This is a genomic window from Paraburkholderia sp. J63 (assembly GCF_905220245.1).
GTDB lineage: Bacteria > Pseudomonadota > Gammaproteobacteria > Burkholderiales > Burkholderiaceae > Paraburkholderia.
This window is the reverse complement of sequence record NZ_CAJMZF010000002.1, coordinates 368,787-393,670: the sequence shown is the minus strand read 5'-3', so window position 1 is coordinate 393,670 and position 24,884 is coordinate 368,787. Positions and strand designations below refer to the sequence as shown.

The 24,884-nt window shown below is 65.1% G+C and carries 21 protein-coding genes; 8 read left to right on the top strand and 13 right to left on the bottom strand.

Annotated features, from left to right (window positions below; genetic code table 11):
* Positions 1-120 precede the first annotated feature (120 nt).
* From U5775_RS04100 to U5775_RS04080, 5 genes are all read right to left on the bottom strand, one after another.
* Complete coding sequence (locus U5775_RS04100) at positions 121-630, bottom strand: cupin domain-containing protein (RefSeq protein WP_322056828.1); 510 nt, start codon at positions 628-630, stop codon at positions 121-123.
* Positions 631-774: 144 nt separating this feature from the next.
* Positions 775-2,883, bottom strand: a complete 2,109-nt coding sequence (fusA, locus tag U5775_RS04095; RefSeq protein ID WP_322056827.1) for an elongation factor G — start codon at positions 2,881-2,883, stop codon at positions 775-777.
* A 362-nt stretch (positions 2,884-3,245) separates the two neighbouring features.
* Positions 3,246-3,764 (bottom strand): DUF192 domain-containing protein, encoded by a 519-nt coding sequence (locus U5775_RS04090; RefSeq protein ID WP_322056826.1) that lies wholly within the window; start codon positions 3,762-3,764, stop codon positions 3,246-3,248.
* A gap of 234 nt (positions 3,765-3,998) precedes the next feature.
* Positions 3,999-4,205 (bottom strand): hypothetical protein, encoded by a 207-nt coding sequence (locus U5775_RS04085; RefSeq protein ID WP_322056825.1) that lies wholly within the window; start codon positions 4,203-4,205, stop codon positions 3,999-4,001.
* Positions 4,206-4,584: 379 nt separating this feature from the next.
* Positions 4,585-5,181, bottom strand: coding sequence for a pseudouridine synthase (locus U5775_RS04080; protein WP_322056824.1), 597 nt, complete (start codon positions 5,179-5,181; stop codon positions 4,585-4,587).
* 275 nt (positions 5,182-5,456) lie between these two features.
* Here U5775_RS04080 and icd point away from each other — a divergent pair, with 275 nt between their 5' ends.
* Positions 5,457-6,713, top strand: a complete 1,257-nt coding sequence (gene icd / locus U5775_RS04075) for an NADP-dependent isocitrate dehydrogenase (RefSeq protein ID WP_322056823.1) — start codon at positions 5,457-5,459, stop codon at positions 6,711-6,713.
* 182 nt (positions 6,714-6,895) lie between these two features.
* Here the strand turns inward: icd and U5775_RS04070 are convergent, their stop codons facing one another.
* Positions 6,896-7,474, bottom strand: a complete 579-nt coding sequence (locus U5775_RS04070; protein ID WP_322056822.1) for a YSC84-related protein — start codon at positions 7,472-7,474, stop codon at positions 6,896-6,898.
* A 5-nt stretch (positions 7,475-7,479) separates the two neighbouring features.
* On the opposite strand from U5775_RS04070, the gene U5775_RS04065 reads away from it, so the two are divergent.
* On the top strand, positions 7,480-8,058 hold the full coding sequence (locus U5775_RS04065) for a hypothetical protein (RefSeq protein WP_322056821.1): 579 nt from the start codon (positions 7,480-7,482) through the stop codon (positions 8,056-8,058).
* Positions 8,059-8,210: 152 nt separating this feature from the next.
* Complete coding sequence (locus U5775_RS04060) at positions 8,211-9,815, top strand: multicopper oxidase family protein (RefSeq protein WP_322056820.1); 1,605 nt, start codon at positions 8,211-8,213, stop codon at positions 9,813-9,815.
* Between the two features lie 140 nt (positions 9,816-9,955).
* Here U5775_RS04060 and cspD read toward each other — a convergent pair whose 3' ends face one another.
* On the bottom strand, positions 9,956-10,162 hold the full coding sequence (gene cspD, locus U5775_RS04055) for a cold shock domain-containing protein CspD (RefSeq protein ID WP_017776809.1): 207 nt from the start codon (positions 10,160-10,162) through the stop codon (positions 9,956-9,958).
* Between the two features lie 649 nt (positions 10,163-10,811).
* Between cspD and clpS the strand changes: the two genes are divergently transcribed.
* The 3 genes from clpS (at position 10,812) to U5775_RS04040 (ending at position 15,059) form a co-directional block, all read left to right on the top strand.
* Entirely contained in the window at positions 10,812-11,126 is a 315-nt protein-coding gene (gene clpS, locus U5775_RS04050; RefSeq protein WP_028205276.1) for an ATP-dependent Clp protease adapter ClpS, read from the top strand.
* On the top strand, positions 11,123-13,414 hold the full coding sequence (gene clpA / locus U5775_RS04045) for an ATP-dependent Clp protease ATP-binding subunit ClpA (protein ID WP_322056819.1): 2,292 nt from the start codon (positions 11,123-11,125) through the stop codon (positions 13,412-13,414). Before clpS ends, clpA begins: the two co-directional genes overlap by 4 nt.
* Before the next feature lie 232 nt (positions 13,415-13,646).
* Positions 13,647-15,059, top strand: a complete 1,413-nt coding sequence (locus U5775_RS04040) for an amino acid permease (protein WP_322056818.1) — start codon at positions 13,647-13,649, stop codon at positions 15,057-15,059.
* Between the two features lie 70 nt (positions 15,060-15,129).
* On the opposite strand, the gene dut is transcribed toward U5775_RS04040, so the two are convergent.
* The 6 genes from dut to U5775_RS04010 form a co-directional block, all read right to left on the bottom strand.
* Complete coding sequence (dut, locus tag U5775_RS04035; protein WP_322056817.1) at positions 15,130-15,576, bottom strand: dUTP diphosphatase; 447 nt, start codon at positions 15,574-15,576, stop codon at positions 15,130-15,132.
* A 32-nt stretch (positions 15,577-15,608) separates the two neighbouring features.
* Positions 15,609-16,613 carry an LLM class flavin-dependent oxidoreductase gene (locus U5775_RS04030; RefSeq protein WP_322056816.1) on the bottom strand — a complete coding sequence of 335 codons (1,005 nt, stop codon included), beginning with the start codon at positions 16,611-16,613 and terminating at the stop codon, positions 15,609-15,611.
* A 67-nt stretch (positions 16,614-16,680) separates the two neighbouring features.
* Positions 16,681-17,910: a bifunctional phosphopantothenoylcysteine decarboxylase/phosphopantothenate--cysteine ligase CoaBC gene (gene coaBC, locus U5775_RS04025; RefSeq protein WP_322056815.1), complete on the bottom strand. Its 1,230-nt coding sequence runs from the start codon at positions 17,908-17,910 to the stop codon at positions 16,681-16,683.
* Positions 17,911-17,939: 29 nt separating this feature from the next.
* Positions 17,940-18,455: a signal peptidase II gene (gene lspA, locus U5775_RS04020; protein WP_322056814.1), complete on the bottom strand. Its 516-nt coding sequence runs from the start codon at positions 18,453-18,455 to the stop codon at positions 17,940-17,942.
* Positions 18,455-21,307 carry an isoleucine--tRNA ligase gene (gene ileS, locus U5775_RS04015; protein WP_322056813.1) on the bottom strand — a complete coding sequence of 951 codons (2,853 nt, stop codon included), beginning with the start codon at positions 21,305-21,307 and terminating at the stop codon, positions 18,455-18,457. Before ileS ends, lspA begins: the two co-directional genes overlap by 1 nt.
* Before the next feature lie 172 nt (positions 21,308-21,479).
* Positions 21,480-22,475, bottom strand: coding sequence for a bifunctional riboflavin kinase/FAD synthetase (locus tag U5775_RS04010; RefSeq protein WP_322056812.1), 996 nt, complete (start codon positions 22,473-22,475; stop codon positions 21,480-21,482).
* Between the two features lie 176 nt (positions 22,476-22,651).
* Between U5775_RS04010 and purN the strand changes: the two genes are divergently transcribed.
* Together purN and U5775_RS04000 are read left to right on the top strand one after the other, a co-directional pair.
* Positions 22,652-23,335 carry a phosphoribosylglycinamide formyltransferase gene (purN, locus tag U5775_RS04005; RefSeq protein ID WP_322056811.1) on the top strand — a complete coding sequence of 228 codons (684 nt, stop codon included), beginning with the start codon at positions 22,652-22,654 and terminating at the stop codon, positions 23,333-23,335.
* Positions 23,332-24,714 (top strand): RsmB/NOP family class I SAM-dependent RNA methyltransferase, encoded by a 1,383-nt coding sequence (locus tag U5775_RS04000; protein ID WP_322056810.1) that lies wholly within the window; start codon positions 23,332-23,334, stop codon positions 24,712-24,714. The genes purN and U5775_RS04000 overlap by 4 nt, the downstream gene beginning before the upstream one ends.
* Positions 24,715-24,884 lie beyond the last annotated feature (170 nt).

Below are 24,884 nucleotides of genomic sequence, written 5' to 3'. Positions count from 1 at the left end.
TGCGCGCGAACGTGGCGAGTTGCAGACGCGAGCGCAGCGCTTTGTATCGTTCCATGCCGCTTCGCCGCGCGCCATTCGCCAATGCGGACGTTTTGCGGCTTTAGCGAACGCGATGACGCATCAATGCTCGTGCGGATGGCGATGAATCGGATCGACCCAGTAGACCGTTTCGGGCGCCTCCACGGCGTCGATGTTCAGGTTCACGACCACGGCCTCGTTGTCGCTGCGCACGAGCACGCATTCGAGCGGGTCGTCGGTGCTCGCGTTGATCTCCTGATGCGGCACGTAGGGCGGCACGAAGATGAAGTCGCCGGGGCCCGCTTCGGCCGTGAATTCGAGGTGCTCGCCCCAGCGCATGCGCGCGTGGCCGCGCACTACGTAGATCACGCTTTCGAGCGCGCCGTGATGATGCGCGCCTGTCTTCGCGTTCGGATGGATCGTCACGGTGCCGGCCCAGATCTTCTGCGCGCCCACGCGCGCCGCGTTGATCGCGGCGGCGCGGTTCATGCCGGGCGTTTGCGCCGTGTTCGTGTCGAGCTGGTCGCCGCGAATCACCTTGACGCCGTTCTCGCGCCAGTCGGGGGCAGCTTCGTGCGCGTGAGGGTGCTCGTGCTCATGGTCGTGACTCATCGCGGTGTCTCCTCTCGTGGGCTGCGGCTGCACAGCGGGGGTCACGCTATTGTGGCATGGTCGATATCGCGCCGCTTGCGGCAGCGTGCGTGCATGAAAAAAGCCCGCCCCGGCAAGGGACGGGCTTCGAGGCACGCGAACGTCTTATTGCTTTTTCGCGTTGATGACCGCTTCGGCCACGTTTTGCGGCGTCTCCGCGTAGTGCTTGAACTCCATCGTGTAGGTTGCGCGGCCCTGCGTGAGCGAGCGCAGCGAGGTCGAGTAGCCGAACATTTCCGAGAGCGGCACCTCGGCGCGCACGATCTTGCCGCCGCCGCCCGCGATGTCCTCCATGCCCTGCACGATGCCGCGCCGGCTCGATAGATCGCCCATCACGTTGCCCATGAAGTCCTCGGGCGTTTCTACTTCGACGGCCATCATCGGTTCGAGCAGGATCGGCTTGGCCTTGCGCATCGCGTCCTTGAAGGCCATCGAGCCGGCCATGCGGAACGCGTTTTCGTTCGAGTCCACGTCGTGGTACGAGCCGAACGTGAGCGTGACCTTGGTGTCGACGACGGGATAGCCCGCGAGCACGCCGGCCTTGAGCGTCTCCTGGATGCCCTTGTCGACGGCCGGGATGAACTCGCGCGGAATCACGCCGCCCTTGATGGCATCGACGAACTCATAGCCCTTGCCCGGCGGCTGCGGCTCGAGCGTGATGACCGCGTGGCCGTACTGGCCGCGTCCGCCCGACTGCTTGACGAACTTGCCTTCCACATCTTCGACCTTGTGCTTCACGGTCTCGCGATACGCGACCTGCGGCTTGCCGACGGTCGCTTCCACGCCGAACTCGCGCCTCATGCGGTCGACGAGAATTTCGAGGTGCAGCTCGCCCATGCCCGAGATGATGGTCTGTCCGGATTCCTCGTCGGTCTGCACGCGGAACGACGGGTCTTCCTGCGCGAGCCGATTGAGCGCGATGCCCATCTTCTCCTGGTCGGCCTTGGTCTTCGGCTCGACGGCCTGCGAGATCACGGGCTCGGGGAAGATCATCTTTTCGAGGACGATGGCGTGCGCGGGATCGCAGAGCGTGTCGCCCGTCGTGGCTTCCTTGAGGCCCACGGCCGCCGCGATGTCGCCCGCGCGCACCTCCTTGATTTCCTTGCGCTCGTTCGCGTGCATCTGCAGGATGCGGCCGAGGCGCTCCTTCTTGTCCTTGGTGGCGTTGAGCACCGTGTCGCCCGAATTCACGACGCCCGAATAGACGCGGAAGAAGATCAACTGGCCGACGAACGGGTCGGTCATGATCTTGAAGGCGAGCGCCGAGAACGGCTCGTCGTCGCTCGGGTGGCGCTCGATTTCCTTGTCGTTGAGGTCGTGGCCGAGAATCGCGGGTATGTCCACGGGCGAGGGCAGATAGTCGATCACGGCATCGAGCATCGCCTGCACGCCCTTGTTCTTGAACGCGCTGCCACAGAGCATCGGCACGATCTCGTTGGCGATCGTGCGCTTGCGCAGCCCGGCCTTGATTTCCTCTTCGGTCAGGCTCTCATGGTCGTGCAGATACTTTTCGAGCAGCGTTTCGTCGGCCTCGGCGGCGGCTTCGACCATCTTTTCGCGCCACGCGTGCGCGAGCTCGACGAGATTCGCGGGGATCTCCTCGTACTCGAACTTCACGCCCTGGCTCTCGTCGTCCCAGACGATCGCTTTCATCTTCACGAGATCGACCACGCCCTGGAAGTGATCTTCGGCGCCCACGGGAATCTGGATCGGCACGGCCACGCCTTTGAGGCGCTCGCCGATCTGCCGCTGCACGCGGAAGAAGTCGGCGCCCACGCGGTCCATCTTGTTGACGAACGCGATGCGCGGCACCTTGTACTTGTTCGCCTGGCGCCAGACGGTTTCCGACTGCGGCTGCACGCCGCCCACGGAGTCGTACACCATGCACGCGCCGTCGAGCACGCGCATCGAGCGTTCGACTTCGATGGTGAAGTCCACGTGCCCCGGGGTGTCGATGATGTTGATCCGATGCTCGGGATAATTGCCGGCCATGCCCTTCCAGAACGCGGTGGTCGCAGCCGAGGTGATCGTGATGCCGCGTTCCTGTTCCTGCTCCATCCAGTCCATGGTCGCCGCGCCGTCGTGAACCTCACCCAGCTTGTGATTCACGCCGGTATAGAAAAGGATGCGCTCGGTCGTCGTGGTTTTGCCGGCATCGATGTGAGCGCTGATCCCGATGTTGCGATAGCGCTCGATGGGAGTCTTGCGAGGCACGGTGATCTCCTTGGAATAACGCGCCATGGAAAGTGCCGGGCGGCGCGCGGCGCGGCCTGCGCGCGGTCCGGCGGACCGTGCGGCGGCGTGCTCGGGGTGCTTCCGGGCACTGCGGGATGCTTCGAGCAGACGGCGTCACACGGCGGATTACTAGGATAGCGCTTGCGCGGCGCTTTTGCTGAACGCGTGCCGGGCCGTGAAAACGGGTCTCGCCAGAGCGTCGTGGCGCGGGCAGTGGGGTGGTGCGGGCGTAAAAAAGCCGGCGCCGCGAATGGCGGAGCCGGCTCGTCCATACCGGTCGACGGCGGGGTGCGCGCGGCGCGTGCGCGTTACGCCGGACGCGGCTGGGCGCTTACTGCAACTTATTGCAGCGGCGGCAGCCCGTCGATCTTCATGCCGGGCTTGATGCCCTTCGACGTGAACCAGCCCTTGCTCATTTCGAGCGCGTAGTAGCCGTTATTGCGCGGGCAGTGGTTGTTGGTCGTTTCGGCCTGCATTTCGTCGATGTCGGTGATCGTGCCGTCGGCGCGCATGAACGCGATCGACAACGGGATCAGCGTGTTCTTCATCCAGAAGCAGTGCACGGCATTCTCGCCGAACACGAACAGCATGCCTTCGTTGGGCGCGAGCTGCGTGCGATACATGAGACCTTGCTCGCGGTCGGCGTCATTGGCGGCCACGCCGGCGTCGATGACGAACATGCCTGCGGTGAGTTTCACGTGCGGAAAGTCGCCGGGCTGCTTGGCGCCGGGCGGCATCTGCTGGGCATACGCGGGGGCCGTCGTGAACGTGAGCGCCGCGGCGGTGGCAAATGCGGCGGCGAGCGGCAAAGCAACGGCGAACGCGCAACGCGCGATGAGCGGGCGCAGGGAAAATCGCACGAGTGAACTCCTTGCTTGAGAATAATCCGCGCATGTTACGCGAGTACGTCAGCGCGGGTCAAAACATGCGGGTCCTGCGTTGCACGCAGCATACCGGGACGCCTGGCAGTGCGCCTGGGACGCTGGATCGGGTGATGCAAAAACAAAAAGGCAGAGCGCCTTGCGACACTCTGCCTTTCGAACGCGGTGAAGATCGGCACGATGGGCCGTTCTCCGATGCGTCTTACAGGAGGCTTACTCCGAAGCTGCCGAAGCGGCTTCAGCCTTGGCTGCCTTCTTGTGCGACGACTTCTTGTGCGTCGACTTCTTGTGCGTTGCCTTGTGAGCCGGTGCCGAAGCAGCAGCCGGAGCAGCAGCCGTAGCGGCTTCCGGAGCCGAAGCTTGTGCGAATGCAGCCGATGCGAAGAGGCCAGCGACCAGAGCAGCGATCAGTTTGTTCATGTTGTGAATCCTCAGCTTGAGTTAATTAACCAAGTGACCCGGTTATTGGAGTCAGGTCGGTAAACGTGCCATCCACCTTTCGGTTGACAGTCACGATCGACAAATTCAGAAGAAATTCGCGAACGTGTCTGCCAGCGGTCGGGATCGTGCATTGCTGCACGAGCGCCCGTAAGGCTCAATGCCGGATAGCTTCGGACGGCATCTGCGTGAAATAACGCATGGTTTCGCGTACCGGTTGACGCGAATTGCTCATTTGTTTTTTCGTGGGCGACTCATGGGCGTCACCACGCGCTAAATTCGCATGCCAATGCGAAGGCAATGCGCAGTAGTGCGACGCGTGCAGCGATGCGTGAATCAGGGAAAAGTGCTTGCGCAACAGTCACTTGTGCGCGCTTCGCGTGGGCGTCGCGCGACGCCACGGCGCATCGGTGGGCACCTCGACACTCGCGCCGGGAGCGAGGCCCAGCGAAAAAATATCGAGCGAGCCGATCGCGACGCGCACGAGACGCAGCGTCGGAAATCCCACTGCCGCGGTCATGCGCCGAACCTGGCGGTTCTTGCCTTCGCTGATGGCGAGCTCGATCCACGTGGTCGGAATCGCCGCGCGATAGCGAATGGGCGGCGTGCGGGGCCACAGGAGATCGGCGTCGGTGTCGGCGATTTTTTTCGCGCGGCACGGCTGCGTCACGAAATCGCCCAGATCGACGCCGCGTTCGAGCACGGCCAGCGCGTCGTCACCGGGCGCGCCTTCAACTTGCGCCCAATAACGCTTCACGAGCTTGCGCCGCGGCTCGGCAATGCGCGCCTGGAGCGCGCCGTCGTCGGTGAGCAGCAGCAGACCTTCGCTGTCCGCATCGAGACGGCCCGCCGCATAGACGCCCGGCGTCTTGACCCAGTCCGCAAGCGACTGGCGGGTTTCATGCGGCGAGAACTGGCAAATCGTGCCGAACGGTTTATTGAGGGCGATCAAGCGCATGGCGAATAGTGCAAGCGGACTAACGAAAAATGAAAAGCGTGAGCGCCGCGATATTAATGCATAATGGGCCGCGTTGCGTCATGGGTCTTATATAAGACATAAGACGTCGAGTGCGTGAGGGCGGCGGGCATTGCTATCGGATTGTGAAGCCTGCCGTGCCGCCATGCGCGCGCTGCTGCGCAGCACAAGCCCTTCACGGAGCCGACGGCACGGGTGTTCGGGGCGTGGGCTAGAATAACGCGATCGACAGACCGATCCCCCTACTGGAGTTGATCATGCCGTATCAGCACATTAAGGTCCCGGCCAGCGGTGAGAAGATCACCGTCAATCCGGATTTCTCGCTCAATGTCTCCGATCAGCCGATCATCCCGTATATCGAGGGCGACGGCACTGGCGTCGACATCACGCCGGTCATGCTCAAGGTGGTCGACGCGGCTGTCCAGAAGGCCTATGCGGGCAAGCGCAAGATTCACTGGATGGAGATTTACGCGGGCGAGAAGGCGACGCGCGTGTACGGCCCCGACGTATGGCTGCCCGACGAGACGCTCGACGCCATAAAGGAATATGTCGTGTCGATCAAGGGTCCGCTCACGACGCCGGTGGGCGGCGGCATCCGCTCGCTGAACGTGGCGATGCGCCAGCAGCTCGACCTCTATGTGTGCCTGCGTCCGGTGCAGTATTTCAAGGGCGTGCCTTCGCCGGTGCGCGCGCCCGAGAAGGTCAACATGGTGATCTTCCGCGAGAATTCGGAAGACATCTACGCGGGCATCGAATGGCCCGCGGAATCGGAAGGCGCGAAGAAGATCATCAAGTTCCTGCGCGAAGAGATGGGCGTCTCGAAGATCCGCTTCCCGGACAGTTCGGGCCTCGGCATCAAGCCGGTCTCGCGCGAAGGCACGGAGCGCCTCGTGCGCAAGGCGATCCAGTACGCGATCGACAACGAGCGCCGCTCGGTGACGCTCGTGCACAAGGGCAACATCATGAAGTTCACCGAAGGCGCGTTCCGCGACTACGGCTATGCGCTCGCGCAGAAGGAGTTCGCGGCCGAACTCATCGACGGCGGCCCGTGGATGAAGGTCAAGAATCCGAAGACGGGCGGCGACATCGTGATCAAGGACGTGATCGCTGACGCGTTCCTCCAGCAGATCCTGCTGCGCCCGGCCGAGTACGACGTGATCGCCACGCTGAACCTGAACGGCGACTACATCTCGGATGCGCTGGCGGCGCAGGTGGGCGGCATCGGCATCGCGCCGGGCGCGAACATGTCGGATTCGGTGGCGATGTTCGAAGCGACGCACGGCACGGCGCCGAAGTACGCGGGCAAGGATTACGTGAATCCGGGCTCCGAGATTCTCTCGGCCGAAATGATGCTGCGCCACCTCGGCTGGACGGAGGCGGCGGATCTCATCATCGCTTCGATGGAGAAGTCGATTCAGCAGAAGCGCGTGACGTACGACTTCGCGCGGCTCATGGAAGGGGCGACGCAGGTGTCCTGCTCGGGCTTCGGGCAGGTGATGATCGACAATATGTGATGCGACGAATGCGGTTCGGGCCAACGCGGCCTGAACGCAAAAACCCCGGCAGTCCGAATGGGCTGCCGGGGTTTTTTACTTCAAGGGTCGTCTCATACTGCCAGGCATTCCGGACTATGGAAATAAATTTCGTATTCCTACATTTTTACCCGGAACCATCCGAATGCATACGCGACCTATTCCTAGTTGCTGAGTCGCGTAATCTTCTGCCCTTGTACGCCGAGGCCCGCCATCAGGCCGGACTGGCCATAGATGAACGCATAGATGTCCGATTGTGCGGTCGTGGTGGTGATGTCCCTTGCCATGCCCGAATCGGCGACCACGACGCTCGGGCCCACGCCGACCGCCCAGCCATCGGCCGTATTGAGGTTACGAATGGCATCGGGCGTCATCAGAATCATGGCTTCGGAGAAGTTCTGCGCGCCCGCCTGCAAGCCCCACGAGACCGAACCTACGCTGTAGTAGCCGAGCACGCGGCCGTCACCCGAGAACAGCACACCCTTGCCGCCCTCGCCGCCGATCAGGAGGCCGCCCTTCACGATGCTCGGAAAAACGAGGACGCCCGCAGCATTCGCGCCGAGTTGCTTCGCGCCCGTCGAGTTTGCGTAGAGGCTCTTCAGGGCCATGCGCGCTTCTTGCTCGAGTTGCACGCGCGCGGCTGCGTCGCTGGTGGGCGAGGCAGTGGTGAAGGCTGTAGTCGAACAGGCTGCAACGAGCAGGGTCGAAAGGAGTGCGGCAATGCGCAAGGGTTTGAGTGACATAGATCGTGACGCTCCGTTTTGTCTGGGTTGCGCTCGCCGGTGCAGATGGTTTCCGGCTGGGGGCGAGGCTGGCAGATCTTATCGAGCAGTCCTGCACGTTTCTTTGTCGTATTCATGGCCCGCCGTGCGATCTGACGGAAGTCACGGAGCCGACTGTGCGCTATCATGACTCGCATCAATCGAGTTCATTCATTCGCCCATTTGCCGTTTCGCTCCGCATGATCTTCCTGTGTCGCTTCTTCCTCGTTGGGCTGCTCGCGCTCTTCGCCATGAATGGCGCAAGCGCATGCACGTCCATGCAGCGAGATGCGGATGCGTCGCGGGTGCCGCACGTTGCGCATCAGGTCTTCGCGGCCGGCGATCGTTGCGGCGTCATGGAACGCGCAGGCTCAGCAAGCTCACATGGTCATTGCGCGGGCGGCGCGAGCGGTTGCGCCGCAGGCTGCTGCGTCCATTGCGGCGCGCCGCCGGTTCAAACGCGCATCAGCGCAGGCGCTCCCGGGCGCTCTCCACGTTTTGCTCTTGCCTCCGCGCTGCGCGCCGGTATCACGCACGCGCCTGCGCTACCCCCTCCGATCGTCTGAACGCGGCGCGCCCTGCGCCCTGATGCAGCGCCGGCCCGATGCAGGCCCGAGGGGGTTCGTCGTACGGCGCTGCGCATGCGAAGCCTATGGCCGCACGTGCGGCGCGCGGTGATTGCGCGTCGCGTCGTCAGATGTGTTTGAGGAATTCATCGATGAAACGCAGAGCTTTTTTGTCCGGCGCGTTGAGCGCCGCCACGGCGTCGCTGTTTGCGCGCCCCGTATTGGCCCAGCAGAGCGGACACGCGATGTCCGGCATGGCGAACATGGACACGATGTCGGGCGCCATGATGCACGCGCAGGCGCCGCTCGCGGCAGCCGATGCGTTGGCCGCCGGGGCGCCGCTTGCCGCGTTGCGAACGCTTGCGAACGAAAGCCGCGAAGCAGGGCATTTTCGCGCGACGCTGGTCGCCCGGCCCGTGACGCGGCCCTTGCTTCCCGGTCAGGCGCCGACCACGTTCTGGCAATACGATCCGGACGACGCTGGCATAGCAGGCAACGCCGGCCCCGTGATCGGTCCGATGATCGACGTACGCGAAGGCGACACTGTCGAGATCCGCTTCGTCAACCGGCTGCCGCAACCGTCCACGATCCACTGGCACGGCCTGCCCGTGCCGCCCGACCAGGACGGCAATCCGATGAACCTCGTGGCGCCAGGCGCCGAACGCATCTACCGGTTCACGCTGCCCGAGGGCAGTGCCGGCACTTACTGGTATCACCCGCATCCGCACATGCTGTCGTCGGAGCAGGTGTTTCGCGGGCTCGCGGGCCCCATCGTCGTGCGCGCCGCCAACGATCCGCTGGCGGACTGGCCGGAGCGCCACGTGTTCGTCTCCGACCTCAAGCTCGCCGCCGACGGCACGATTCCCGCGAACGGCATGATGGACTGGATGAATGGCCGCGAGGGCCAGTTCGTGCTCGTGAACGGCGCGCGCGAGCCGCACATCGAAGTCGTGCGCGACGAACGCTGGCGCGTCTGGAACGGCTGCAACGCACGCTATCTGCAGCTCGCGTTCGACGATGGCCGCGCGTTTGCGCACGTCGGCACCGATGGCGGCCTGCTTGCCGCGCCGCGCGAGGGCGTGACCTCGCTGCTGCTCGCGCCGGGCGAGCGCGCCGAGCTGATCGTGCGCGCGGGGCAGGGCGCGTCGCGCGCGCGCCTGATCGCCGCGCAGTACGACCGGCGCAAGATGGCGATGTCGCATGGCAGCCTGCCGCCTACGCCGTCGGTCGCGCTGGCTCAGGTGCAGTTCGCGCCGCGCGGCGAGACATCGGCATTACCGGCGCAATTGCGTGCGATTGGGCCGCTGGCGCCGCGGGGTCCGCTCGCGGCATCGCTCCCGCAAAAATCGGTGCTGTTCAGCGAAGCCATGGACATGCATGCGATGCACCAGCCAGGTGCGTCGAAGTCGGGCATGCCCCGCGGCATGCAATTCATGATCAACGGCGAGACCTACGATCCGGCGCGCATCACGCTCACGAGCCGTCGCGGAGAAGTCGAGCAATGGACGATTGCGAACCGCACGGACATGGATCATCCGTTCCATTTGCACGGTACGCAGTTCCAGGTGATTTCGCGCGAGACGGGGAGCGTGCGCGTGGACGAGCCGTATCTCGCATGGCGCGATACCGTCAACGTGAAGCCGGGGGAGAGCGTGCATCTCGCGACCGTGCAGCATACGGCGGGCGAGCGCATGTTCCATTGCCATATCCTCGAGCACGAGGACCTCGGCATGATGGGCACGCTGCGCGTGATCTAGCGCATCTACCGTGGAACCGATGTAAAAACGACGAGGCGCGTGGAAGAAACATCGAACGCGCCCGGTTGTTTTTTGGATCCCGCAAAAAAAAGAAACCCGGCCGAAGCCGGGTTTCTTTTCAGGTACAGAGACCGAACAGATCAGGCGGCTGCCTGAATGTTCGATGCCTGCTTACCCTTCGGGCCTTGCACGACCTCGAAGCTCACCTTCTGACCTTCTTTGAGGGTCTTGAAGCCATTCATCTGGATGGCCGAAAAGTGAGCGAACAGATCCTCGCCGCCTTCATCCGGCGTGATGAATCCGAAACCCTTCGCGTCGTTGAACCACTTGACCGTACCGGTTGCCATACCAACTTCCCCTGTAACTCATGTCACTACCACGAGCAGTTCGAAAAGCTAAACGTTTCGCATGATGCGAACGCCCCCTCCTCACAAGCTCACCAACGGCATCTTTTCGAAAATAAAGGCGGTTGAAAAAAGTGCCAGCTTGATTGTTGGGGCTCTTTATTCTGCTGTCAAGAATATTTTGAGACGCCTTCTGGCGCGTTGTAAAGAACGCATTTCCAGGGTTTTTCCGGCTTTTCTTGCGGCTCTATCTGTCAGGAATCGCAGCCGGTTGCCGACGCACTCATCGGGTTCGTTTTTTCTCCGGTCCGAGTTGCACGAGCTGTCTTGAAAAGTCGCATAATCGACTCACATGGGATGCACTGCAGCACGAAATCTGACAGCGTGCGTGCGGACGCCGACAGTCGCTGTCCACTAGCGGGCGCAGGTTGTGCGATACTCGATTCAACGGTGGCCCGAAAGCTGCTGGCACAATGGTTCGAACCGGCCCCGCAGCCGGGCGCTCACGGAAGTGCGTGTGGGCGAGGTTGATCGAGTCCGGGAAAAGGGGCTGCGCCGGGATGGTCCGCATGGCGCCGCGGCCCGGTTCACCGGACGGCCGGTCGGGTTTCGGCAGGATTGCGGGCCTGTCCGAGTTGTTTAGAATGGGTGTATGGCGATTATCCCGGACAAGCAGGATTCAACCGTAGTGGAGCGGCAGGAGCAAAAGGTCAAACCGCCCTCCATGTACAAGGTCGTGCTGATGAATGACGACTACACACCGATGGAATTCGTCGTGATGGTCGTGCAGGAATATTTCAATAAGGATCGCGAGACCGCAACACAGATCATGTTGAAGGTGCATCGCGAGGGCAGGGGCGTTTGTGGGGTCTATACGCGAGATATCGCGTCGACCAAGGTTGAGCAAGTCGTTACCCACGCGCGGCAAGCGGGGCACCCGCTGCAGTGTGTGATGGAGGAAGCATGATTGCCCAGGAACTGGAAGTCAGCCTGCACATGGCGTTCATGGAAGCACGTCAAGCGCGGCATGAGTTCATCACGGTCGAGCATCTTTTGCTGGCGCTGTTGGATAACCCAACGGCCGCAGAAGTGCTGCGAGCGTGCGCCGCGAATATCGAAGACCTGCGACAGAACCTGCGCAACTTTATTCACGACAACACTCCCACGGTGCCCGGCACGGACGACGTCGATACGCAGCCGACGCTCGGGTTCCAGCGCGTGATCCAGCGCGCGATCATGCACGTTCAGTCCACCTCCAACGGGAAGAAGGAAGTGACGGGCGCGAACGTGCTGGTTGCGATCTTCGGCGAGAAGGACTCGCACGCGGTGTACTACCTGCAGCAGCAGGGCGTCACGCGTCTGGACGTGGTGAATTTCATCTCGCACGGCATCGCGAAGACCGGCAGCGGCGAAGCCGCCAAGGCCAGCGATGCGAACGCAGAAGCCGAAGACGCGGCAGGCCAGAAGGAAACCCCGCTCGCCCAGTTCACGCAGAACCTGAACCAGATGGCGAAGGATGGCCGCATCGATCCGCTGATCGGCCGCGAACTGGAAGTGGAGCGCGTGGTGCAGGTGCTGTGCCGCCGCCGCAAGAACAATCCGCTGCTCGTGGGCGAAGCGGGCGTGGGCAAGACCGCGATCGCGGAAGGCCTCGCCTGGCGCATCACGCGCGGCGAAGTGCCGGACATTCTCGCGGACGCGCAGGTCTACTCGCTCGACATGGGCGCGCTGCTGGCAGGCACGAAATATCGCGGCGACTTCGAGCAGCGCCTGAAGACGGTGCTCAAGGAGCTCAAGGAGCGTCCGCACGCGATTCTCTTCATCGACGAGATTCATACGCTGATCGGCGCGGGCGCCGCGTCGGGCGGCACGCTCGATGCGTCGAACCTGCTCAAGCCGGCGCTTTCGTCGGGCACGCTCAAGTGCATCGGCGCGACTACCTTCACGGAATACCGCGGCATCTTCGAAAAAGACGCGGCGCTTTCGCGGCGCTTCCAGAAGGTCGACGTGGTCGAGCCGACGGTCGAGCAGACGGTTGCGATCCTGCGTGGGCTGAAGTCGCGCTTCGAAGAGCACCACGGCGTGAAATATTCGTCGGGCGCGCTGAACGCGGCGGCCGAGCTTTCGGCGCGCTTCATCACCGACCGTCATCTGCCCGACAAGGCGATCGACGTGATCGACGAAGCGGGCGCGGCGCAGCGCATCCTGCCGAAGTCGAAGCAGAAGAAGACCATCGGCAAGAGCGAGATCGAAGAGATCATCTCGAAGATCGCGCGCGTGCCGGCGCAAAGCGTGTCGCAGGACGATCGCAGCAAGCTGCAGACGCTCGACCGCGATCTGAAGGCCGTGGTGTTCGGCCAGGATCCGGCCATCGACGCGCTGTCGGCTTCGATCAAGATGGCGCGCGCGGGTCTCGGCAAGACCGACAAGCCGATCGGCTCGTTCCTGTTCTCGGGCCCCACTGGCGTCGGCAAGACCGAAGTGGCGCGCCAGCTCGCGTTCACGCTCGGCATCGAGCTGATTCGCTTCGACATGTCCGAGTACATGGAGCGTCATGCGGTGAGCCGCCTGATCGGCGCGCCGCCGGGCTATGTGGGGTTCGACCAGGGCGGTCTGCTCACCGAGGCCGTCACGAAGAAGCCGCATTGCGTGCTGTTGCTCGACGAAATCGAGAAGGCGCATCCGGACATCTTCAACGTGCTGCTCCAGGTGATGGATCACGGCACGCTGACCGACAACAACGGCCGCAAGGCGGATTTCCGCAACGTCATCATCATCATGACGACGAACGCGGGCGCCGACACGATGAACAAGTCGACGATCGGTTTCACGACCCGGCGCGAGCAGGGCGACGAAATGGCCGACATCAAGCGTCTGTTCACGCCCGAGTTCCGCAACCGTCTGGATGCGACGATCAGCTTCCGTGCGCTCGATGAGGAAATCATCATGCGCGTGGTCGACAAGTTCCTCATGCAGCTGGAAGACCAGTTGCACGAGAAAAAGGTCGACGCGCTCTTCACCGACGCGCTGCGCAAGCATCTGGCCAAGCATGGCTTCGACCCGCTCATGGGCGCGCGGCCGATGCAACGCCTGATCCAGGACACGATCCGCCGTGCGCTCGCCGACGAACTGCTGTTCGGCAAGCTCGTGAACGGCGGCCGCGTGACCGTGGACGTGGACGCGGAAGACAAGATCCAGCTCACGTTCGACGCGCAGCCGGCGCCGCGCAATCCGGAAGCGGTGGAAGTGGAGTAAGCGGCGCGCAAGCGTCAAGGCGCGGCGGCGTAGCTCGATACGGGCTACGCCGTTTTGTTTTGGGGATAAATTTCAGGAATCCGAAGTAATTGCGCGTCGCCCGTTTCGCGAACCGGAACCGGGGCGCCAGGGGGGACGAGCCGCCTCAAAGTAAAATAGGGGTTTATCTCGCCGTCGGCGTTTTCACGATGCGCAGCGCCTCTGAGCGCTTGCGCCAAGCAGGGGTGTAATAGTGGTACCACGTAAATCGGGCGCGTTCGACGCTATCGTCGAACGCGAGCAGGGGCTGCGCCAGGGCTTGTCGGCAGGCCAGATGACGATGATCGCCATCGGCGGCGCGGTGGGCACCGGGCTCTTTCTCGGCAGCGGCTTCGCCATCGGGTTTGCCGGGCCGGGCGTGCTGGTGTCCTACGCGATCGGCGCGCTGATCGCCTTGTTGCTGATGGGCGCGCTGGCCGAGATGACGGTCGCGCATCCGACCTCGGGATCGTTCGGCGCCTACGCCGAGCACTATATCGGCCCGCTCGCCGGGTTCGTCGTGCGCTACGCCTACTGGTCCGCCTACGTGCTCGCCGTGGGCACCGAAGTCGCCGCCATCGCCATCTACATGAAGTTCTGGTTCCCGCATGTGCCGGGGCTCTACTGGATCGTTGGGTTCTCGGCGGCGCTGATTGTCGTGAACGCCTTGAGCGTGCGCGCCTACGGCACCATCGAATACCTCTTTTCCAGCCTCAAGATTGCCGCCATCGTCGCGTTCATCGTGCTCGGCGCGTGGTTCGTCTGGCGCGCGCCCGCGGGCTCGGGCGTCGGGCTCGCGAACTATACGTCGCACGGAGGGCTGCTGCCGAAGGGCTGGTGGGGCGTCTGGGTGGGGACGATTGTTTCGCTTTTCAGCTATCTGGGCTTGGAAACCATCGCCGTTGCTGCGGCGGAAGCAAAAGACCCGGCGCGCGCCGTCACGCGCGCGTTCCGCGCCACGGTGCTGCGCCTCGTGCTGTTCTATCTGCTCACGCTCGCGCTCATGCTTGCCATCGTCCCCTGGACCGAGGCGGGCGGCAACGAGAGCCCGTTCGTGAAGGTGATGGCCGAAACCGGCGTGCCGTACGCGGCGGGTGCGATCAACTTCATCGTGCTCGTGGCGGCGCTCTCAGCCATGAACAGCCAGCTCTACATCACCACGCGCATGATGTTCAGCCTTTCGCGCGCGGGCTACGCGCCGGCGGCGTTCGGGCGTCTCACGTCCAATGGCGTGCCCACGGCCGCGCTCTCGCTCTCGACCATCGGCATCGCGGTGGCGGCCGTGCTCAACGCGCTCTGGCCGCAGACGGCGTTCACGCTAATGATGTCGATCGCGATGTTCGGCGCGATGTTCACGTGGTTCATGATCTTCGTGACGCAGATTTTCTTCCGCGTGCGCCGGGGGCGCGAGGCGAGCGCGCCGCTCGAATTCCGCATGTGGGGCTTTCCGTTCACGAGCGTGCTAGGCGCGCTCTTGATGCTCGGCATTCTGGTCGGCACGGCGTTCACGCGCGAATTCCGCATGACGCTCGCCTATGGACTCGCATTCCTCGCGGTGCTCGTGGTGGTCTATGCGCTCTGGTATCGCCGGCGGCATCCCGCGGCGCAGACCCAAGGTTCGCTCTGAAAGCAAAAAAGCACGCCGCGGCGTGCTTTTTTGTGACCTGCTGCAAAGAAGGGCTCGGCGAGCGTAACGCTCAGTGCTTGCCCGTGCTGCCGAAGCCGCCCGCGCCGCGCTCGCTCTGCTCGAATTCGTCGACGATATTGAACTGCGCCTGCACCACCGGCACGATCACGAGCTGCGCGAGGCGCTCCAGCGGATTAAGCGTGAACGTGGTGTGGCCGCGGTTCCAGGTGGAGATCATGAGCTCGCCCTGGTAGTCGGAGTCGATCAGACCGACGAGGTTGCCGAGCACGATGCCGTGCTTGTGGCCGAGGCCCGAGCGCGGCAGGATCAGCGCCGCGTAGCCTGGGTCGTCCAGATGGATCGCGAGGCCGGTCGGCACGAGCTTCGTCTCGCCGGGCTCGAGCGTGAGCGGCGCTTCGAGGCAGGCGCGCAGGTCGAGGCCCGCGCTGCCCGGCGTCGCGTAGTGGGGCAACTGGTCGCGCATGCGTTCGTTCAGGATCTTGATGTCGATTTTCATGAGGCTCCGATTCGATCGGGATCAGGGTTGGGTCAGCTCCGAGGCAGCTGGAAGGCCTCGGCGAGGAGTTCGTAGGAGCGCAGGCGCGCCGCGTAGCTGCCTGCGACAGTGAGCACGATGAGCTCGTCGGCGCGAAAGCTGTCCTTGAGCGCATGCAGGCGCTCGGTGACGCGCTCGGGCGTGCCGATGATACTGCGCGGCTTTTCGCGATCGATCACGATCTGCTCGCGCTCGCCGTATTCCTGCACGCGGCCCTGCTCGAGGCTCGGAATGGGCGCGTTCAGCCCATAGGCCATCTGCACGCGGCGCAGGTCGACGGCTTTTTCGAGGTCGGCGGCCTCGGCTTCGGTGTCGGCGCAGATCGCGAACACGGCGCAGGCCAGATACGGCTTCGCTTCGTGGCCGGGCTGGAAGCTGTCGCGATAGGCATTGGCCACGAGGTGCCCGAAGTGCGCGTTGATGAAATGCGCGAACGAGAAGCGCAGCCCGAGCTGCGCGGCGAGCGCGCCGCCGAAATCGCTCGAACCGAGCACCCAGAGCTGCGGGCGCGTGGCGATCTGCGGCTGCAGCACGACGCCGTGCGCGAGGTGATCGGCGGCGAGCGTGCCGTCCATCAGGCCGACGAGGTCCTGGACCTGCTGCGCGAACTGGTCGCCGCGGTTGTACGCGCCCGCGGCAACGGCCTGCGCGGTGCGCATGTCGCCGCCGGGCGCGCGGCCCACGCCCAGATCGACGCGCCCGGGAAACAGCGCTTCGAGCATCAAGAACTGCTCCGCGACCTTGAACGGGCTGTAGTAGGGCAGCATGATGCCGCCCGAGCCGATGCGGATGCGCCGGGTCACGCTGCCGAGGCGCGCGAGCATGACTTCGGGTGCGGGGTTGCATACGCCCAGCAGGCCGTGGTGCTCGGCGCACCAGTAGCGCGTGTAGCCGAGGTCGTCGGCGAGCTGGGCGAGTTCGACGGTGGCGGCGATGGCGTCCGCCGCGGTGTGCCCGGCGATCACGGGCGACTGGTCCAGCACGGATAGCAGTGTCATGGCAATCCTGCTCCTTCACTTCGTTCGCGGCGCCGCGCACCGGCACCCGCGGGCGCCGGCGCGCGCGTCACGAGATGATGCTCGGGTCCGGCAGGCGCCGCGCGATTTCGGCGATCAGCGTCTGCGCGAGCGCCTGCTTGGCCGCGCGCGGCAGCGGTGTGCGGCCGCCGGCCTCGAACAGCACGACTTCGTTGTCGTCCCGGCCGAAGGTGAGCGGGCCGAGATTGCCGATCAGGAGCGGCACTTTCTTGCGCGCGCGCTTTTCCTCGCCGTGCACTTCGAGGTCGCCGCTTTCGGCCGCGAAGCCCACGCAGTAGGGCGGGTTCGGCATGGCCGCGACCGACGCCAGAATGTCGGGGTTCTCGACGAAGCTGAACGTCGGCGTGCGCTGCCCGGCCGTCTTCTTGATCTTGTGCCCGGCGACGTGATCGACGCGCCAGTCGGCGACCGCGGCCACGCCGATGAAGACATCGGCGTCGCTCGCCTCGCGCATCACCGCGTCGTACATCTGCTGCGCGGTCTGCACGTCCTCGCGCCAGACGCCCCACGGCGTGGGCAGCGCGACGGGGCCCGCGACCAGATGTACCTCGGCGCCGGCCTGCTGCGCCGCGCGCGCGAGCGCGAAGCCCATCTTGCCGCTCGAGCGGTTCGTGATGCCGCGCACGGGGTCGAGCGGTTCGAAGGTCGGTCCCGCCGTGATCAGCAGCTTGCGGCCCGCGAGCACCTTCGGCGCGAAGAACGCGACGATGGCTTCGTAAATGGCTTCGGGCTCCAGCATGCGCCCGTCGCCGACCTCGCCGCAAGCCTGCGGGCCGGAGTCGGGGCCGAGCGCTTCCACGCCGTCCGCGCGCAGTTGCGCGACATTGCGCTGCGTAGCGGGGTTGTTCCACATCTGCCGGTTCATCGCGGGCACGATCAGCAATGGGCAGTCGCGCGCGACGCACATCGTCGAGAGCAGGTCGTCGGCGAAACCGTGCGCGAGCTTCGCGAGGAAGTCGGTCGAGGCGGGCGCGACGACGATGGCATCCGCTTCGCGCGAAAGGTCGATGTGCGCCATGTTGTTGGGCACGCGGCCGTCCCACTGGCTCGTGTAGACGGGGCGGCCCGAGAGCGCCTGCATCGTGACCGGCGTGATGAACTGCGTGGCCGCCTCGGTCATCACGACCTGCACGGTCGCGCCGGCCTTGGTCAAGAGGCGCGTGAGCTCGGCGATCTTGTAGCAGGCGATGCCGCCCGTCATGCCGAGCACGAGGTGGCGCCCGGCCAGCTCGCCTTCGTTAGCAGCGGAGGTGTTCAAATCAAGTCTCCAGTCGCCAGCACGTGGGCTCAGTGCGATTTACGCACGCGCCGCAATTCGTCGAACACCAGCAGGATGGCACCGACGGTGATCGCGCTGTCGGCAACGTTGAACGCCGGCCAGTGCGACGAACCCAGGTGGAAGTCGAGAAAGTCGATCACGTGGCCATACATCAGGCGGTCGAGCACGTTGCCGAGCGCGCCGCCGAGGATCAGCGCCAGTGCGGTGCAGAACAGGCGCTGCCCCGCGTGGCGCTTGAGCAGGTAGCAGATCACCAGCGCCGCGACCACGCCGAGCGCCGTGAACGCCCAGCGCTGCCAGCCGCCCGCGGCCGCGAGGAAGCTGAACGCCGCGCCCTTGTTGTAGACGAGCACGAGGTTGAAGAACGGCGTGACCACGCGGCCTTCGCCGTAGCTGAACACCTTGGAGACGGCGATCTTCGTGAGCTGGTCGGCGAGGATCACGATCACCGCGATGCCGAGCCACGGCACGAGCGTGCCGCGCGCGCCGCCCGACTTCGACTGTTTCGGCAGGGTCTTGGCCATTATGCCGCGCTCCGCGCTTCGCCGTTGCCGAACAGATTGGCCACGCAGCGGCCGCACAGGCCCGGATGCTCGGCATTCGTGCCCACGTCCTCGCGGTAGTGCCAGCAGCGCTCGCACTTGAGGTACTTCGAAGTCACGACTTCGATGCCTTCGTCGGCTTCGCTTTCCACCTTCACGACTTCGGCCGACGAGGTGATGAGCACGAACTTGAGGTCGTCGCCGAGCGTGGCGAGCGCATCGTAACGCGCGCCGCTCGCCAGAATGCGTACTTCGGCCTGCAGCGACGAACCGATCCGGTTCGCCACGCGCGCCTCTTCGAGCGCCTTCGTCACGTTGCCGCGCACGTCGCGCAGCAGCGTCCACCTGGCGATCAGCTCGGGCGCCTCTCCGATGTCCGGGAACGCGTGGAACGTCTCGGTGAAGATGGTCGTGGTGTGCGGCTGGAACACCTTCCACGCTTCCTCGGCCGTGAACGAGAGGAACGGCGCGAGGATGCGCAGCAGGCTGTGCGTGATGTGGTGCAGCGCCGTTTGCGCGGCGCGGCGCGCGGCCGAGTCGGGCGCGCTCGTGTAGAGGCGGTCCTTGAGCACGTCCAGATAGAAGCCGCCCAGGTCTTCCGAGCAGAACGTCTGCAGCTTCGCCACGACCGGGTGGAACTCGTAGCGGTCGTAGTGGGCCAGCACGTCGTTTTGCAGCGTGTGCGTGAGCGCGACGGCGTAGCGGTCGATTTCGAGCCACTGGTCGGCGGGCAGTGCATGCTTCTCGAAGTCGAAGTCCGAGAGATTCGAGAGCAGGAAGCGCAGCGTGTTGCGGATGCGGCGATAGCCTTCCGTCACGCGCTTGAGAATTTCCTCCGAGATCGCGAGCTCGCCCGAATAATCGGTCGAGGCGATCCACAGACGGATGATTTCCGCGCCCAGGCGGTTCGCAACTTCATGCGGATCGACGCCGTTGCCGAGCGACTTCGACATCTTGCGGCCTTCGCCGTCCACGGTGAAGCCGTGCGTGAGCAGCGCGTTGTACGGCGGCCGGCCATCGAGCATCGACGCCGTGAGCAGCGACGAGTGGAACCAGCCGCGGTGCTGGTCCGAGCCTTCGAGATAGAGGTCGGCCGGGAACTGCAGTTCATCTTTGTGCGAGCCGCGCAGCACGTGCCAGTGCGTCGTGCCCGAGTCGAACCACACGTCGAGCGTGTCGCGGTTCTTCTCGTACAGATTGGCGTCGTCGCCGATCAGCTCGCGCGCATCGAGCGTCTGCCACGCCTCGATGCCTTCCTTCTCCACGCGCCTGGCGACTTCTTCGAGCAGTTCCAGCGTGCGCGGATGCAGCTCGCCGGTTTCCTTGTGCACGAAGAACGCCATCGGCACGCCCCATTGGCGCTGACGCGAGAGCGTCCAGTCGGGGCGGTTCGCGATCATCGAGTAGAGGCGCTGCTTGCCCCACGACGGATAGAACGCCGTCGCCTCGATGCCTTCGAGCGCCGTTTCGCGCAGCGTCTTGCCGCCGTCCTTCGGCGTCACGTCCATGCCCGCGAACCACTGCGAGGTCGCGCGGTAGATGATCGGCGTCTTGTGGCGCCAGCAGTGCATGTAGCTGTGCAGGTACTTTTCGCTGCGCAGCAGGGTGCCGGCGGCGTCGAGCGCGTCGACGATCTTCGGGTTCGCGGCCCAGATCGTGAGGCCGCCGAACAGCGGCAGCGATTCGATATAGCGGCCGTCGCCCATCACCGGGCTGATGATGTCCGAGTCGGCCATGCCGTGCGCCTTGCACGACACGAAGTCTTCCACGCCGTAGGCGGGTGCCGAGTGCACGATGCCCGTGCCGGTGTCGGTCGTCACGTAGTCGCCCAGATAGATCGGCGACGTGCGCTTGTAACCCGGATGCGCCGAAGCGAGCGGGTGATGGAAGCGCAGGTTCGCGAGCTTCTCGCCCGGCGCGGTGGCGACGATCGTGCCGGTCAGGCCGAAGTCCTTCATGCAGGCTTCGACGCGCTCTTCAGCGAGAATCAGCAGGCCGCGTTCGGTATCGACGAGCGCGTAGACGATCTCCGGATGCACGTTGAGCGCCTGGTTCGACGGGATGGTCCACGGCGTGGTGGTCCAGATCACGATGCCGCCTTCCTCGCGCGGCAGCGCGGCGAGGCCGAAGGCCTTCGCCGTCTGCTGGGCTTGAGCGAACGGGAACAGCACGTCGATGGTCGGATCGGTCTTGTCCTTGTACTCGACTTCGGCCTCGGCGAGCGCCGAGCCGCAGTCGAAGCACCAGTTCACGGGCTTCAGGCCCCGGAACACGTAGCCCTTCTCGATGATCTTCGCGAGCGCGCGGATTTCATTCGCCTCGTTCACGAAGTTCATCGTCTTGTACGGGTTGTCCCAGTCGCCGAGCACGCCCAGGCGCTTGAAGCCGGCCTTTTGCGTCTCGATCTGGCCCGCGGCGTACTCGCGCGCCTTCTGCATGACTTCCTGGGCCGGCAGCGACTTGCCGAACTGCTTTTCGATCTGGATTTCGATCGGCATGCCGTGGCAGTCCCAGCCCGGCACGTAGACCGCGTCGTAGCCCGCGAGATTGCGCGCCTTGACGATCATGTCCTTCAGGATCTTGTTGACCGCGTGGCCGAGGTGGATGTCGCCGTTCGCATACGGCGGGCCGTCGTGCAGGATGAACTTCTTGCGGCCTTTCGAAGCCTCGCGGATCTTCTTGTAGACGCGTTGCTCTTCCCACTCCTTGACCCATTGCGGCTCGCGCCTGGGCAAGTCGCCGCGCATCGGGAACGGGGTGTCCAGAAGATTGACGGGGTACTTCGATTCGGACTTCTGCGCGGCTTTGCCGGAGGATGCTTTCTTGTCGCTCATGGTGAGATCACGTGGAATTCGAGGGATGCACGGCGTCAGCATTGCGGCCATGCCGCGCAACCGTCGCCTCGGGTGCCGCGCACAGCATTCGCTCGCGGCGCCTGGGGGCGGAGCGGCCCGCGCGTGCCGGAGTCTTGCCCTTGCCGGGCGAGACCCGCACGCGGGCCGCAGCTCACCTAATTCGGTCGGTGGCCGAGGTGGCGAAGCCGGTGGAGCGGCTGCCGGCCACGCCGGTGCCCGCGGCGGCGAACCACGCGCGGGTGTTCGCCACGTCGCGCGCGATCGCGGCGGTGAGCGTTTCGAGGTCGGCGAACTTCTCCTCGTCGCGCAGCTTCTTGAGGAACTCGACGCGCACGAGCTTGCCGTAGGCGTCGCCGTGCCAGTCGAGCAGATGCACTTCGAGCAGCACGCGGCCCGTGTCGTCGACGGTCGGGCGCACGCCGAGGCTCGCGACGCCGGGCAGCGGATGGTCGGCGATGCCATGCACCTGCACGACGAAGATGCCCTTGAGCGCCGGCCGCTTGTGGCCGATCGGCAGATTCAGCGTGGGAAAGCCCAAGTCGCGGCCGAGCTTCAGCCCGTGCGTGACGTGCCCGCTGATTTCGTAGCCGCGGCCCAGCGAGGCGCGCGCCGCGTCAAGGTCGCCCGCCGCGAGCTGGGTGCGCACGGCCGAGCTGGAGATGCGCACGCCCGACGGATCGGCCACGGTGGCCATCTGCTCGACTTCGAAGCCGTGCTCGAGCCCCGCGGCCTGCAGCGAGGCGAAGTCGCCCGCGCGCTTCGCGCCGTAGCGGAAGTCGTCGCCGATCATCATCCAGCGCGCGTGCAGGCCGCCCACGATGATGCGCTCGACGAACGTATCGGGCGACTGGCTCGCGAACGTATGGTTGAAGTGCTCGACCACGACGCGGTCCACGCCGTTCTCGCGCAGCGCTTCGAGCTTGTCGCGCAGCATGGCGATGCGCGGCGGGGCGCTGGCCGGATTGAAGAACTCGCGCGGATGCGGCTCGAAGGTCATCACGCAGACGGGCAGGCCGCGTGCGTCGGCGGCTTCGCGCACGCGCGCGAGCAACGCCTGATGCCCGCGGTGGACACCGTCGAAGTTGCCGATGGTAAGCGCGCAGGGCGCGCGACTTTCGGCATTGGGAAGACCGCGGAAGACTCTCACGATAGCGGAACCTGGAGGAACCTGAGGGAACCTGGAAAAGTGCGCGCGGGCCATGCGCGCCGATCAAGACCGGTGATGCGGCCACGGCCGCGACTAAACAGGAGATTATAAACGCACGCGGGCACGATCGCCGCCGCGCGAGCGTCGGAGGCCTTCCCCGATGATAAAATCCGCGGATGAAAAATCTCGTCATCCTGATTTCCGGGCGGGGCAGCAACATGGAGGCCATCGTGCGCGCCTCTGCGCACGAAGCCTGGCCGGCGCGCGTCGCCGCCGTGATTGCCAACCGTCCCGACGCCGCGGGCCTCGCGTTCGCGGCATCGCAAGGTATTGCCACGGCGGTGGTCGACCACCGACAGTATCCCGACCGCGCCTCGTTCGATGCGGCGCTCGCCCAGGCGATCGACGGCTATGCGCCGGACCTCGTCGTGCTCGCGGGCTTCATGCGCGTGCTGACCGAGGGCTTCGTGCAGCATTATTCGGGTCGCATGCTCAATATTCACCCCTCGCTGCTGCCGAGCTTTCCTGGCCTGAAGACGCACGAGAAGGCGATCGACGCGGGCTGCCGCGTGCACGGCGCGACGGTCCATTTTGTCACGCCAACACTGGATCATGGCCCGATCGTGGTGCAGTCGGTCGTGCCCGTGCGCACCGGCGACGACGCCGCGGCGCTCGCCGCGCGCGTGCTGCAGACCGAACATGTGATCTATCCGCGCGCGGTGCGCTGGTTCGTCGAAGGGCGCCTCGCGCTCGACGGCGAGCGCGTGGCGCTCGCGCCGGCCGAGCCGCAGTGGCTCTTCCTTGACGACATCGATAACGACACAAGCGCGAACGCATTGACCGCCGGGGAGGGCGCATGAGGTTGCATGGTTTTCTGATCGGACAAACGGAGACGTTGCTTGCCGACGTTCTCAAGTTCACGGGTCCCGCCGACGCGGTGACGAGCCGCTTCTTCCGCGAGCACCCGAAGCTCGGCCACGCCGAGCGCGGCGTGATCGCCGAGGCCGTGTTCGCCGTGTTGCGCCGGCGCATGGAGTTCGCGCACCTGGCCGAGAGCGGCACGGGCAGCCCGACGCGGCGCCTCACGCTGCTGGGCCTGATGGCCACCGTCGGCCGTTCGGCCATTCGTCCGTTCGTCTCCGACGCCGAAGCCACCTGGCTCGAGCACGTCGCGAAGATCGATCCGGCGAGCCTGCCGCAGCGCGTGCAGCTCAACCTGCCCGAGTGGATCATGAAGGCGCTGGAAACGCGCTTCGACGCGGCCGAGCTCGCTCAACTGGCCGCGGCGCTGAACTACCCGGCGCCGCTCGATTTGCGTGCGAACCCGATTAAGGCGAACCGCGACGAGCTGCTGCGCGCGCTGGCCGAGAGCGGCATCGAAGCCGGCGAGACGCCGTTCGCGCCGTTCGGCGTGCGCGTGACGGGCAAGCCCGCGCTCGCCAAGCTCGACGCGTTCAAGAACGGCTGGTTCGAGGTGCAGGACGAAGGCAGCCAGCTGCTGTGCTCGCTCGTCGCGCCGCGCCGCGGCGAAATGGTGGTGGACTTCTGCGCGGGCGCGGGCGGCAAGACGCTGGCTCTCGGCGCGATGATGCGCTCGACGGGCCGTCTCTATGCGTTCGATATTTCCGAGCGACGCCTCGCCAAGCTCAAGCCGCGCCTTGCGCGCAGCGGTCTGTCGAACGTGAATCCGGTGCTGATCGACAGCGAGCACGACGCGAAGATCAAGCGCCTGATCGGCAAGATCGACCGCGTGCTCGTGGATGCGCCTTGCTCCGGACTCGGCACCTTGCGCCGCAACCCCGACCTCAAGTGGCGCCAGACGCCGGAATCGGTCGCGGAGCTTGCGCCCAAGCAATTGTCGATTCTCACGAGCGCGGCGCGTCTGCTCAAGCGCGGCGGGCGTCTCGTCTATGCGACCTGCAGCATTCTCGAAGCCGAGAACGAGGCGGTCGTGAAGCAGTTCCTCGAAGCGCATCCCGATTACGTGCTGGTGAGCGCGCGCGACGCGCTCGCGGACCAGCGCGTGGGCCTCGATACCGGCGAGTACCTCTCGATGTGGCCGCACCGCCACGCCACGGATGGCTTCTTTGCCGCCGTGCTGGAGCGCCGCGGCGACGCGCAGCCGAAGACGAAGAAGGCCGGCGCCGCCACGACGCCGGACGAAGCGGCCGCGGTGAGCGAAGCCGCCGATGCGATCGCCAAGGCGCAGGAGTCCGAGGCGGACGAGCCGCAGAAGTAAGCGGGCGGGGTGGTCAGGCCCATAAGTCATGACCTGGCCAAAAGCGCGGGGCCGTCCGGCGAAGCCGGACGGCCCCGCGTCGCTTTGGGAGCCCGGCAAGATGCTTATTGCCGCATTCCTTGAGCTGCGTGCGTAGCGAGGCGGGATGCTGAACGGTTACGATCAGCGCC